A 12,697-nucleotide genomic window follows, 5' to 3' on the forward strand; every position below is an offset into this window, starting at 1 on the left:
ACTTTATTATGCCTGATTACTTACATACACAAAATGAATTTGTTCTAGTAAACAATGTTAGAATTGCTTATCGTGAACTTGGAGCTAATACTTCAGCTTTGCCATTACTATTGCTTAATCATCTAGGTGCAACCATGGATCAATGGGATCCAGCTTTTATCAATGAATTAGCACGCCAAAATCACGTAATTGTGGTTGATTTAAATGGTGTTGGAGCCAGTGGTGGCAAAGTTCCAACCACTATTAGCCAAATGGCTCAAGAAGCAATTAGTTTCATTATTACTTTAGGCTACGATAAGATTAATCTGCTTGGACTATCAATGGGTGGATTCATTGCTCAAGATGTAATTCGTCAAGATCCAAATCTTGTTAACAAACTTATTCTCGTTGGAACTGGTCCTAAAGGCGGAATTGGAATTGATCAAGTTACCCAAGTCACCTTCAAAGATATGGCTAAGGGGCAACTTCATCATATTGACCCTAAGCGCTATATATTCTACACCCATGATCAAGCTGGTAAAAAAGAAGCTACCGAAGTTCTTAATCGCATGAACAGTCGCACTAAAGAAAATACTGATGATAAGATGAAAGTTTCTTCATTTTTGCGTCAATTAAAAGCTATCAAGAAGTGGGGAAAAGACAAGGAAGATTCCTTACAATACATTCACCTCCCTACCTTAATTATTAATGGTAATGATGACACCATGGTCCCTACTGCCAACAGTTATGAAATGCACTACAAAATAAAAGATAGCAAACTGGTTATTTACCCACATGCAGGACATGGTTCAATCTTCCAATATCCAAATAGTTCTGTCAAAGAAATTGACAAATTTTTAGAAAATTAATTTTATATTATTTAGCAAGCTAAAAAGCATCCCTGAAGCGTAATTTCACCAAAGGGGTGCTTTTCATTTATACTGTCTCATTTTACCTAAAAAGTAACTTAAGATACTTATGGTCAATAAAAAGTAATACTGAAATTTATTGTTACCACTTTCAAAACAGATAGTTTCGACAGTTCTAAGCTTGATAAGCTGAGTGAAATGACTGCACCAATTCTTCCAACACTTGTGAGAAAATTTCCTCATTTTCAATTCAAATTATCTTCGACACAAAAATACCCCAAAATTCGAGAAATGAATCTTGGGGTATTTATTAATTAATGGATTTTTTGATGGAGATCAATATTTTCTTTAGTTTCATTAACAAGTTGTTGAAGAGTAACTTGTTTCATTTTTTCGTTAGCAAGTTTCTGCACCTCTTGATAATGCTTATCTAAAACTTCCGGAAATGCTACACCAACACTACAAACTTGTGAAGTATTATTATCAACTTGTAGCAAATTTTTCTGAGGTTCAATTGCCTGATAAACATCAAATACAGTAACTTTATTTAAATCCTTTACTAGGTGTGGTTTGCCTTTAACCGATTCTAATAAACCTGCACTTCGTAACTGCACTAACATACTTCTTACCAAACTTGGATTAGTATTCAAACTGCTAGCTAACCTTTGGCTAGTTATTTTTTCTCCATCATGTACTTTGAGATAAACTAAAATTTGCAATAAATCACTTAAGCGAGTATTTGCCATTTTTTATCCTTTACTAAAAAATTAAATATTCCTACTTAATTAGTTTAGCATTCTTTACAGCTTCAACATCTTTTGTTCCTGCTAATTGCATTACTGTTTTGAATTCATTATTTAAGTGTTCCATTACACTTTGGACACCTTGGGCACCACCAAGAGCTAACCCATAAATTACTGGACGAGCCAACGCAACTACATCTGCACCACTTGCTAAAGCTTTAAAGACATGAGATCCGCGACGAATTCCACTATCAAAGAATACTGGTACTCGTTTATTTACACGTTTTGAAACTTCTTCCAAGACGCTGAATGAAGCTGGACCACCATCAAGTTGACGGCCACCATGGTTAGAAACCCAAACACCTTGAGCACCTGCGGCAATTGCTGCATCAGCATCATCTGGATCTTGAATTCCTTTGACAATAACTGGAAGATTTACATATTCTACAATCTTTTTAATATCTTCTGGACCAATTTTTTGTGCACCAGCTGCATAAATTTCACCAATTCCTTTACCAGTTCCAGAATCCTTAGCATATTTTTCTAAGTTTGCCATTGGAAGTGGGAATTGGAAACCTGTTCTAATGTCAGCTTCTCGATATCCACCAACAGTTGCATCAACTGTTACAATAATTGCTTTGACTCCTGCTTTTACTGCTTCATCAAGTAAGGCTTTATTTACATCCCAATCTTTGCTCATATATAATTGGAAAAATTGTGGTGCACCTTTTCCAGCAGCTGCAGTATCAGCAATTGTTGTATTTCCGTAAGTACTTTGTGCCATAATGGTGCCTGCCTTAGCCATCCCTTCAGCAGTTGCCATTTCACCACGAGTATGGGCCAAACCTTGAGCTGCTGCTGGTGACATCATAATTGGCATACTCATCTTAATACCAAATACTTCAGTTTCAGTAGATGGATTTTCAACATTAGAAAGTACTCTTGGCATAATTTTTACATCATTGAATGCACGTGTATTTTCATTTAAAGTCCATTCATTTTCAGCACCACTAGTGATGTAACCAAAACCACCTTCTGGAATAATTTCTTGTGCTTCTTTTTCTAATGAAGGGAGATTAAGAATATTAATTTTGCGTTCATTATCTGATTGATAGTATCCATTTGTAATTGACATAGGAATTCCTCCTTTAAATAATTGCAATATTTTTTATTGCATTTCTCTTTTCGATAATTAGTATAACACTCAAAAATAAAAATGCAATATTAAATATTGCATTTTTTGCTTAAAATTTCTATTTATTTTCTTTATCACTAAATGATACACTATTTAAGTATTAAAATATTTGCGTATAACGGTTCAGCAAACATTATAGTTTGTTGAGCTTTTTTGTTTTTATTAAAGGAGTAAATATGGAATTTTACATGAAACTACCTCGTAACTGGAAAGAAAAGGCAATATTTATGCTTATTGTTTCTTTTATCTCCGTAAACATAATTGGGCCAATTATTTCTCTTTGGGAAATGGGCTGGAGCGTTAAAAACTATTTAAAAGTTCTTCATATTTTACCATTTATCTGGGTAGCTGTTATCTTCATAAAAAAGAACACATATCTCTGAAGTGCCTCATAATTATTAGCCATAGATTTAACGATTGTGAGGCACTTCATCTACTATATGGTCTCTTCAAAATCTATTATTTCAAAACCACCCCTTGAATCGCATTCTTATAGGTCCACTCTTTTAATTGATCCATTTCATTAGTCTGATAAAAATCACTTAACAAATCATTCCACTCTTCCCATTTATCAAGGGGAATATTTATTAATCCAGCTCCACCATCAATCATAATTTTATTGGCAAAAATTGTTGCAGTTCTTTTATTTCCATCCCAAAATATCTTTGCACGCATATCGTGGTACATAACTGTCATCGCCTTATCAGTTGTACTCATATTATTTGAATGCAAAATACTAATTAAATAATTCTTTTCTTGTTCAACATTAGGAATGGTAGGAATAAAGGTCTCATCATTTGTAAGAGCCACCATACTATTCCCAGTTCTAATTTCACCTGGTACTAGCGCATCATGTAAAGCTACAATTTTATTAATTTTTTCTTCTAATTCTACTGAAGGAAGTTCACTAGTATTGATTACAAATTCCCAGCCTCTTTTTAATTGAAGAATAGTTTCAATATCATCAGTAGAAACTCCCCTCACTCCCATGCCATCAATAATAGTTTGTGTTTGAGGAAGCGTGGTAGTTAATCCTTCAAATCTAGAATTAGTATAGACTAATCGGGTAATATTTTGTTTAGCAAGTCTTTTATTTTGATCTATCGTGAGATGATACAGATCGGGATATTTCAACTTTATCTTTCCTTTCTAAACTCACAAAATAGTCTTCTAAATTTACTTCTTCTCTAACACACTCACTGCTTCAACATGAGGAGTTTGTGGAAACATATCAACCGGATCAATTCTGTTAAAACTATATCCTTTTTCTTTAAATAATTGTAAATCACGCACCATCGTAGCTGGATTACATGAAATATAAACAATCTTTTTAGGACCAGTTTTAACAGCGGCCTCAATAAATTCTGGCGTCAAACCTTTACGGGGTGGATCCACAAAAATCACATCAGTCTTTAGACCATCTGCTGCCCACTTAGGCATAATTTCTTCTGCTTTTCCCACAACATAATGAGCATTTTCAATTCCATTCAAAGTAGCATTATTATTTGCATCTTCAACTGCTGGCTTAACAACTTCCATTCCGCGTACTTCTTTAACATGCTTGGCTACAGACAAGCCAATAGTACCAATACCAGAATAAGCATCAATTACTACATCATCCGGTTTCAACTCGGCTGCTTCAATGGCTAAATTATAAAGTCGTGGTGTTTGTAATGAATTGATTTGGAAGAAACTTTGCGGAGATATTTTAAATTTTACATCCCCAATTTTATCCATAATGTAATCATTACCCCAAAGCAAGTAATCCTTCTTTCCCAAGATTACATTAGTCTTTTGCGGATTATGATTCAAGACAACACTAGTTACGCCATCAATCTCACTAATTTCTTTAGTCACTTTAGCCAATTGTGGAAAATCTTTATGAAGTGTGACTAAAATAACCATAATCTCACCAGTAGCTTTAGAACGTCTAACATCAAGATAGCGCACCTCTCCCTGATGATTTTTCTCATCATAAGCAGGAACATTATTTTTACGTAAAATATCACGTACAGCTAAAAGCGTGCGATCAATTTCGGGATCGGTTGTAAAAAAATTGGTCAGTGGCATCAAATCGTGAGAATGACGACGGAAAAAACCAATCTCTAATTGTCCTTTCACATTTCTTACTGGCACTTGTCCTTTATTGCGGTACCCAATTTCTTCTGGACTTGGTAAAGTTTTCCCTACTTCAATATTATCTAAGTGTGCTTTTTGTAGTAAATTTACAACCTGTTGACGCTTAAATTCAAGTTGCTTATCATATTTTAAATGTGCTAGAGAAGCCAGCCCAGTTTGTACCCACTGGCGTAATTTTACATTGATACGGTCAGGACTTTCTTTTTTAATCTTTTCAATTTTAGCAAAAGCAAAATTCTTTTTTACTTTTAACAATTTTGCACTAACAATTTCTCCCGGTAGCGCATTAGTCACAAAAATAGTTAATCCATCTAAATGAGCCACTCCCATTGCTTCATAAGATAAGTCAGTTATTTCTAAATCTACAATTTGATTTTTTTGCATAATAGGCCATCTCTTTTCTATAAGAAATTATTTTTCGTTGGAACTTTTACCTACATCTTACCATTTTTTATCGTTAGATGAATTTGCGAAATTTTTCAATTCATTATTGACAGTTAATTTTAATCTTGCTATCATAATTAACAACTAAAGCGACCTAGTAGAAACTTCGTTAAGCGTCAGAGAGCTGGTGGTGATGTGCGAACCAGTCAGGCGAAGATTTTCGAATTACACCGCGTTTTCTAACCGGCCCTAAGCAGTGCCGCTATCACCTGCGATGAGACACAAGTTTTACTTGTAAATTTGGGTGGTACCACGATGTAAGTTCGTCCCGTTGATTAATTTCAACGGGACTTTTTTATTAGGAGAATTTAATATGAAAATTAAAGTAGGATTTGGTGAAGCAGTTACAATTTTAGTAATCTTGCTTGCCATTTTAGGAACTTCAGTTATTAGTTTAGGTCTTTCTCCCGAAGTACCTGTGCTGTTCACAGTATTATTACTAGTGTTCTGGGCTAAACTTCGAGGAGCCAGTTGGGAAGAAATCCAAGACGGCATCAAGGAAGGGATTGGTGTTGCAATTATTCCAATTTTTATCTTTATTTTGATTGGAGCTTTAATTGGGCTCTGGATTAAAGGTGGCATTATTCCCTCAATCATGGTATTAGGATTTAAATCAATCAATGGACAATTTTTTGTTCCTTCCGTTTTCATTGTTTGTTCAGTGATTGGAACAGCAATTGGAAGTGGCTTTACCACAATTTCTACAGTAGGAATTGCACTATTTGGAATTGGAGTAAGTATGAATATTAACCCAGCTTTAATGGCTGGTGCAATTATCTCTGGAGCAGTTTTTGGAGATAAAATGTCTCCTCTTTCAGATTCAACTAATTTATCTTCAGCTGTAGCAGAAAGTGAACTCTTTGCTCATATTAAAAATATGATGTGGTCAACAATTCCAGCATTTTTTGTTTCATTAATCTTATTTTGGATTTTGGGTAATGGTGGTCAAATGCACGCCACTAAAATTAATCATACCGTCCAAGTTTTACAACAAAACTTTACTATCAGCTGGTGGGCAATTATTCCAATTTTATTGATGATCTTTTGTGCCTGGCGCAAAATTCCAGCAATTCCCACTTTATTTTTAAACATTGCTGTTACTGTAATCATGATCTTTATTCAATCACCTCATGAAACTGCTAAATCTCTAACTGATTTAATTATGAATGGTTTTGTCGCTAAAACTAGTGATTCAACTGTTAACTCTCTTTTATCTCGTGGTGGAATTTCTAGTATGATGGCAACTGTTGCTTTAATTATCGCTACCTTATCACTAGGTGGTTTACTCATGAAATTTGAAGTTGTTCAAAGTGCCATGGAACCACTAGTAGCTAAGTTAAAAACTCCCGGAAAACTTATTACAATTACAATTTTATCTGGAATTTGTATCAACTTATTTGTTGGTGAGCAATACTTGTCAGTAATTTTACCAGGACGTGCCTTTAAGCCAGCCTACGATAAAATTAAACTTTCTCCACTTGCTCTCAGCAGAGTGTTAGAAGATGGAGGAAGTGTAATTAACTACTTAATTCCTTGGGGAGTTGCTGGTTCATTTGCGGCTTCTACTTTAGGGGTTCCAGTTTTAGCCTTTATACCATTTACCTTCTTTAGTTTACTCTCACCTGTCTTTTCAATTCTTTCAGGAATAACTGGAATTGGTTTAAAGTGGAAAAAAGAAAAATAATCTAACTACTTGAGACAATGATGACTTTTAGTTATCATTGTTTTATTATTTAATTATAAAATTAAATTTTAGAAAGAGAGAAAAGTTAATGGATAATTTTTCAAATACACCTGAACGTCGCCCTATTCAAGACGTTTCAGCAGTAAACAGCTTTTTAACTAAAACTTATATCATTATGGCAGTTGCAGTTTTAGTTTCAGCTTTAACATCATTTTTATCAACAACAGTTTTTAGAGCAAGTTTAATTCACTTATTCAGTAATCAGGCCTCAAGTTGGATCATTATTCTTCTACCATTTGTTCTTTCGCTGTTTATCAGTTTTAGAGCTACACGTAATCCAGTTGCTAGTTTTATTTTGCTAATGGTTGTTGCAGTAGCTTACGGCTTAACATTTGCTGTTATTTGTAGTGTATATACTACTGGTACAGTAACATCTGCCTTTGTTTCTGCAGCAGCTGTTTTCATTACAATGGCAATCTATGGAACAGTAACTAAGCGGGACTTATCTAATATCGGTTCCTATGCTACAGCTGCTTTGATTGGTTTTATTGTGGCTACAATAATTAATATGTTCCTTAAAAATCCAATGATTACTTACATTTTTGCTTATATTGGAGTTATCATTTTTGTGGCTTTAACAGCTTCTGATGCTCAACAAATTAAGAAAGTTTATGCTCAGTATGCTGATCAAACTAGCTCACTTGGATTAGCCGTTTTGGGAGCCTTACAATTATACCTTGATTTCATCAACATCTTTATGTTTTTCCTTGAAATTTTTGGTATGGGAAGCGATAATCGCTAATCTAATAAAAAATACGCTGATTTTTCAGCGTATTTTTTTATTTCTTTTCGGAAAAAAGAATGAAACTATTGGGATCGATAAATAAAGGACCATTGCCAAACTTGGGTACCACCAAGCCACTGCAATTAAAATTATACTCATAATTGCTGTAATCTCTAAGCGCACCAAAGCATGACGATAATTCATTTTTTCCATAATTGAAGATTCTAACAATGGTTTTGTACCAAAAAATCTAACTAAAATACTAAAAATTTGAGCTATCAGAAAAACGACCCCAAAATTAATTACCGCAAAGGTAGAAGGAGTAGCCATAATCCATTTGGTCATTGCAGGCAAAATTGATAAATCAGCTAGCAATCCTAAATCAAAGATTACTGTTAGCTTATCTGGTTTAAACCCTAAATAGTCAAACATTTTGTGCAAACTATACCAAAATTCACCCAAAATAAAGAAGGTAATCAAAAACACTCCTATATCTTTTAAGAAGTTACCATATTCATTTACATGCAATGGTGGCTGAATTTCTAGCACAATAATTGTCATTACAATTGCTAGTACTGCATCATTAAGCGCTTGAAGATGTTCTTTTAACCTTTTAGGTGCTTGGGATTTATCTTCTGTAATTTTACTTTTTGCATTTAATAGCTTTTCTTTTTCTTCTGGGGTAATTTTAAACTTTCCACTTTTTGGCATTATTTTTCTCCATCTAAAAATGCACTGCAATTGCAGTGCATTTTAATTATCCAATGTAAAACTCAATATGTTGTTGTAAATTCTGGAATTCAATTGGCAGATATCCACCTAATTCTCCATCCAGATTAATTGGAATTGGCTCTTTTTCTTCATCAAGAGGTTCTACTTTTAGAGAACGCGTCTTAGTGTAAATAATTTTAGGATCATTTACATGAGTACCCTTTAAAGCCATTCCTAGTAAACGTAAAACTTCCATTGGATTAGCAGTTTTTACCACAATTAGCTGAAATAGACCATCTGATAATTGGGCATCAGGCATAATTTGTTCTAAACCACCCATTGAATTCGTCATCCCTAATAAGAACATTGACATATCACCTTCATATACTCCATCGTCATATGTTAGGCGCATCTTACGATTCTTAATATGAGGGAACATTTCCATTCCTTTAATTAGGTAGGCACTATATCCCAAAACAGATTTCAATTGTGATGGCACAGCATACGTTAAATCGGTTAACGATCCGCTAGCAGCAATATTCATAAAATATTTGTCAGCTGCTTTTCCAATATCCATTTTTTGAGTCTTACCTTTTAAAACAACCTTAGCTGCATCAATTAAATTATCTCGCGGAATATTTAATGCTCGGGCATAGTCATTAGTTGTTCCAGCAGGAATTACAGCAACTTTAGGTCTTTTTTCTAAGGGTGCAATTCCATTTACAACTTCGTTAATGGTACCATCCCCACCAGCACCTACAATTAAATCAAACCCATCCAAACTACATCTAGTAGCTTCCTTTTGAGCTGATAATGGTTCTGGGGTTGTCTGATAGGCACTTGCCTCAAAACCGGCTTGCTCTAATATATTTAAAATTCCCGCCACATTTTGAAGCATTTGTTCATGGCCTGAAACAGGATTATAAATTAATCGTGCTCTCTTTGTCATTACCTATCACCTTTCTTATTTACATTAACGACTTTGTAATTCCTTGTTTAATAATTGGTTAACTACCTTAGGATTTGCCTTTCCACGAGTTTCTTTCATAATTTGGCCAACTAAGAAACCAATTGCACGATCCTTACCATTCTTGAAGTCTTCCACAGATTGAGGATTATTATCAACAATCTTTTTAACCATTGGTTCTAGAACAGAAAGATCAGAAAGTTGGACCATACCATTATCTTCAACATATTTCTTAGGATCAGTACCATTTTCAATACTTTCTTGGAAGACTTTCTTAGCAATTTTAGATGAAATAGTACCATCTTTAATCATCTTAATGATTTGAGCTAAATTAGCTGGTGTTAACTTGATTTCACTAATTTCAACTTGGTTTTCATTCAAATAACCATTAATTTGAGTATTCAACCAGTTTGCTGCTAAAGTAGCATCTGCTCCAGCTTTTACAGTTTCATCATAGAAATCACTAGATTCTTTAGTCTGTAAAATAACATCTGCATCGTATTCTTTAATTCCGTATTCATTGACGTAACGCTTACGACGTTCAAATGGAGATTCTGGCAGGCTTTCTGCAATTTCATCGATCCATTCTTGACTAATATGATCTGGAGCAATATCTGGTTCTGGGAAGTAGCGGTAATCTGCTGCACCTTCCTTAACACGTTCTAGAACTGTCTTACCAGTATTTTCATCAAAACGACGAGTTGAAACTTGAATACGACCACCTGAAAGTAAAACTTGTTGTTGACGTTGTTCTTCATAAGCAAGTGAACGTCTTACGTGATCAAATGAGTTCAAGTTCTTCATTTCGACTTTAGTACCAAGTTCTTTTTGACCAGCTGGGCGAATAGAAATATTAGTATCTACACGCATTGATCCTTCTTCCATCTTAACATCAGAAGCACCAGTAAATTGAACGATTTGGCGTAATTTAGTTAAGTAAGCATAAGCTTCTTCTGGATCTTCCATATCAGGTTCAGACACAACTTCAAGAAGAGGAACACCTTGACGGTTTAAGTCAACGTAGGAGTAACCGTTAGCACCGTGAGTGTTTTTACCAGCATCTTCTTCAATGTGCATTTCATGAATACCAATACGTTTCTTTTTTCCATGAACTTCAATTTCAATGTAACCATCACGGGCTAATGGTTGGAAAAATTGTGTAATTTGGTATGCCTTAGGATTATCTGGGTAAAAGTAGTTTTTACGATCAAAATGAGTAGTTGGTAAAACGTGTGAATGGGTTGCTAAAGCCACCATAATTCCCAAACGATAAACATCTTTATTTACCATTGGTAATACACCAGGCATTGCCCAGTCAATTACATTTGTTTCAGTGTTAGCAGGTGCTCCGTAACTAACAGGTGATGGAGAGAAAATCTTACTCTTTGTTTTTAACTCGAAGTGAACTTCAAGCCCGATAGTCGATTTAAAATTCATTAATTAATCCTCCAATCCAGCTGGTTTCTTTTCATAGAATTTATTCTTGCGTTCAATAAAGTCAGCAACTTGGAAAATACTTTCTTCATCAAAGCGCTTAGCCATAATTTGGAAACCAACAGGCATTCCATCAACTAAGCCTGCTGGAACACTAGCTGCAGGAATTCCAGCCATGTTAGCAGAAATAGTTAAAATATCATTTGCATACATCTTAAGTGGATCTTTGATTGAACTACCAATCTTAAAGGCAGTAGTAGGTGTAGTTGGTCCAACAATTACATCATTTTCTTCAAAGATTTTTTCAAAGTCACGACAAATTAAAGTTCTAACTTTGGCAGCTTGTCTAAAGAAACGATCATATGAACCTGCTGATAATGCGAAAGATCCAAGCATGATACGACGTTTTACCTCATTACCAAATCCTTCACTTCTTGATTTAATATAAACGTCAAGTAAGTTTTTAGTATCTTTAGCACGGTAGCCGTAACGAATTCCATCGTATCTTTGTAAGTTAGATGAAGCTTCACTAGAAGCAATAATATAGTAATCAGGAACAACGTATTTAGTGTGAGGTAAGCTTACCTTATTAATAATGGCACCGTTGTCTTCCAAAAGTTTGATTTGTTCATTTATTAAATCTTTAACTTCTTTTTCGACACCTTCACCAAAGTATTCTTCAGGAACTGCTACACGAAGTCCCTTAACATCCTTACCAAGGGCCTTGGTAAAATCAGGAACTGGACGTTGTGAAACAGTTGAATCATGTTCATCGCCACCAGCAATTACATTTAAAATTTTAGCTGAATCAGCAACTCGTTTAGTCATTACACCAATTTGATCTAATGAAGATGCAAAAGCAATCAATCCCCAACGTGAAACACGTCCATAAGTTGGCTTAATACCAAAAATACCAGTAAAAGCAGCAGGTTGGCGTACAGAACCACCAGTATCAGAACCAAGAGCTGCTACTACTTCACCACTAGCAACAGCTGCTGCAGATCCACCTGAAGATCCACCAGTTACTCGGGTTAAATCCCAAGGATTCTTTGGCGCACCATAGTATGAATTTTCACTAGAAGATCCCATGGCAAACTCATCCATGTTTGCTTTACCAACAATTGTCATTTGAGCTTTTTTAAGCTTGGAAATAACTGTAGCATCATACATTGGCATAAAATTATAAAGCATGTGACTTGCTGCAGTAGTCTTAATTCCATTGGTAATGATATTATCTTTAATGGCAATTGGGATCCCAGCTAATTCATTAGAAAGATCTAAATCTTCTGCAGGCTTAGCATCATCAACTACTGTAATCATTGCGTTAAGCTTTGGTTCTAAGTCCTTAATTGTCTTTAAAGTATCTTCAGTTAATTGGTTTGCGCTAAGTTCACCATCTACTAATTTTTTATGTAATGATTCAATATTTTCATTTAAATAATTCATTAGGCATCCTCATCTTTATCAATAATTACTGGTACCTTGATAAATCCATCAACTTTTTCAGGAACATTTTCCATTAACTCTTCCTTACTTTGCCAATGTTCAGGTTTATCTTCTCTAAATACAGTGTCTCGATCAACTACTTGAACTGTTTCAGGAACATCACTGGTATCAACTTCAGCAAGTTGATCAGCCATATTGATAATTTCATCCATTTGCTTAGTAAATGTATCTAACTCTTGATCACTAAACTCAAGTCGTGACAAAGTCGCTACGTGCGTGATCGTTTCTTTCGTAATCTTCAC

At 34.7% G+C, this 12,697-nt stretch carries 12 protein-coding genes; 3 read left to right on the plus strand and 9 right to left on the minus strand.

The window, feature by feature from the left end:
- Positions 1–8 precede the first annotated feature (8 nt).
- Positions 9–848 carry an alpha/beta fold hydrolase gene (locus FP433_RS06255; RefSeq protein ID WP_265484027.1) on the plus strand — a complete coding sequence of 280 codons (840 nt, stop codon included), beginning with the start codon at positions 9–11 and terminating at the stop codon, positions 846–848.
- Between the two features lie 314 nt (positions 849–1,162).
- Here FP433_RS06255 and FP433_RS06260 read toward each other — a convergent pair whose 3' ends face one another.
- From FP433_RS06260 to rlmD, 4 genes are all read right to left on the minus strand, one after another.
- Complete coding sequence (locus FP433_RS06260) at positions 1,163–1,594, minus strand: Rrf2 family transcriptional regulator (RefSeq protein ID WP_265484026.1); 432 nt, start codon at positions 1,592–1,594, stop codon at positions 1,163–1,165.
- 31 nt (positions 1,595–1,625) lie between these two features.
- Positions 1,626–2,726, minus strand: a complete 1,101-nt coding sequence (locus tag FP433_RS06265) for a lactate oxidase (RefSeq protein WP_265484025.1) — start codon at positions 2,724–2,726, stop codon at positions 1,626–1,628.
- A gap of 519 nt (positions 2,727–3,245) precedes the next feature.
- Positions 3,246–3,920: a Fic family protein gene (locus FP433_RS06270; protein WP_265484023.1), complete on the minus strand. Its 675-nt coding sequence runs from the start codon at positions 3,918–3,920 to the stop codon at positions 3,246–3,248.
- A gap of 42 nt (positions 3,921–3,962) precedes the next feature.
- Positions 3,963–5,309 (minus strand): 23S rRNA (uracil(1939)-C(5))-methyltransferase RlmD, encoded by a 1,347-nt coding sequence (gene rlmD, locus FP433_RS06275; protein WP_265484022.1) that lies wholly within the window; start codon positions 5,307–5,309, stop codon positions 3,963–3,965.
- A gap of 373 nt (positions 5,310–5,682) precedes the next feature.
- Between rlmD and nhaC the strand changes: the two genes are divergently transcribed.
- Together nhaC and FP433_RS06285 are read left to right on the plus strand one after the other, a co-directional pair.
- Positions 5,683–7,053, plus strand: coding sequence for a Na+/H+ antiporter NhaC (nhaC, locus tag FP433_RS06280; RefSeq protein WP_265484021.1), 1,371 nt, complete (start codon positions 5,683–5,685; stop codon positions 7,051–7,053).
- A gap of 88 nt (positions 7,054–7,141) precedes the next feature.
- A complete protein-coding gene (locus tag FP433_RS06285) occupies positions 7,142–7,855 on the plus strand; it encodes a Bax inhibitor-1 family protein (RefSeq protein WP_265484020.1) in 714 nt (237 codons plus the stop codon).
- A 24-nt stretch (positions 7,856–7,879) separates the two neighbouring features.
- Here FP433_RS06285 and FP433_RS06290 read toward each other — a convergent pair whose 3' ends face one another.
- The 5 genes from FP433_RS06290 to gatC are packed head-to-tail and all read right to left on the minus strand — an operon-like array spanning position 7,880 to position 12,697.
- Positions 7,880–8,548 carry a TMEM175 family protein gene (locus FP433_RS06290; RefSeq protein WP_265486607.1) on the minus strand — a complete coding sequence of 223 codons (669 nt, stop codon included), beginning with the start codon at positions 8,546–8,548 and terminating at the stop codon, positions 7,880–7,882.
- Between the two features lie 46 nt (positions 8,549–8,594).
- Complete coding sequence (locus FP433_RS06295; RefSeq protein WP_265484018.1) at positions 8,595–9,497, minus strand: diacylglycerol kinase; 903 nt, start codon at positions 9,495–9,497, stop codon at positions 8,595–8,597.
- Between the two features lie 24 nt (positions 9,498–9,521).
- Positions 9,522–10,952, minus strand: a complete 1,431-nt coding sequence (gatB, locus tag FP433_RS06300) for an Asp-tRNA(Asn)/Glu-tRNA(Gln) amidotransferase subunit GatB (RefSeq protein WP_265484017.1) — start codon at positions 10,950–10,952, stop codon at positions 9,522–9,524.
- Between the two features lie 3 nt (positions 10,953–10,955).
- Positions 10,956–12,395 carry an Asp-tRNA(Asn)/Glu-tRNA(Gln) amidotransferase subunit GatA gene (gene gatA, locus FP433_RS06305; RefSeq protein ID WP_265484016.1) on the minus strand — a complete coding sequence of 480 codons (1,440 nt, stop codon included), beginning with the start codon at positions 12,393–12,395 and terminating at the stop codon, positions 10,956–10,958.
- Positions 12,395–12,697, minus strand: a complete 303-nt coding sequence (gene gatC, locus FP433_RS06310) for an Asp-tRNA(Asn)/Glu-tRNA(Gln) amidotransferase subunit GatC (RefSeq protein WP_265484015.1) — start codon at positions 12,695–12,697, stop codon at positions 12,395–12,397. Before gatC ends, gatA begins: the two co-directional genes overlap by 1 nt.

The organism is Lactobacillus sp. PV012 (assembly GCF_014522325.1).
GTDB lineage: Bacteria > Bacillota > Bacilli > Lactobacillales > Lactobacillaceae > Lactobacillus.

Coding starts and splice junctions, on each gene's coding strand:
- FP433_RS06285 (WP_265484020.1), top strand. CDS start 7,142: ATGGATAATTTTTCAAATACACCTGAACGTCGCCCTATTCAAGACGTT.
- FP433_RS06265 (WP_265484025.1), bottom strand. CDS start 2,726: ATGTCAATTACAAATGGATACTATCAATCAGATAATGAACGCAAAATT.
- gatB (WP_265484017.1), bottom strand. CDS start 10,952: ATGAATTTTAAATCGACTATCGGGCTTGAAGTTCACTTCGAGTTAAAA.
- FP433_RS06290 (WP_265486607.1), bottom strand. CDS start 8,548: ATGCCAAAAAGTGGAAAGTTTAAAATTACCCCAGAAGAAAAAGAAAAG.
- rlmD (WP_265484022.1), bottom strand. CDS start 5,309: ATGCAAAAAAATCAAATTGTAGATTTAGAAATAACTGACTTATCTTAT.
- FP433_RS06295 (WP_265484018.1), bottom strand. CDS start 9,497: ATGACAAAGAGAGCACGATTAATTTATAATCCTGTTTCAGGCCATGAA.
- nhaC (WP_265484021.1), top strand. CDS start 5,683: ATGAAAATTAAAGTAGGATTTGGTGAAGCAGTTACAATTTTAGTAATC.
- FP433_RS06255 (WP_265484027.1), top strand. CDS start 9: ATGCCTGATTACTTACATACACAAAATGAATTTGTTCTAGTAAACAAT.
- gatA (WP_265484016.1), bottom strand. CDS start 12,395: ATGAATTATTTAAATGAAAATATTGAATCATTACATAAAAAATTAGTA.
- FP433_RS06260 (WP_265484026.1), bottom strand. CDS start 1,594: ATGGCAAATACTCGCTTAAGTGATTTATTGCAAATTTTAGTTTATCTC.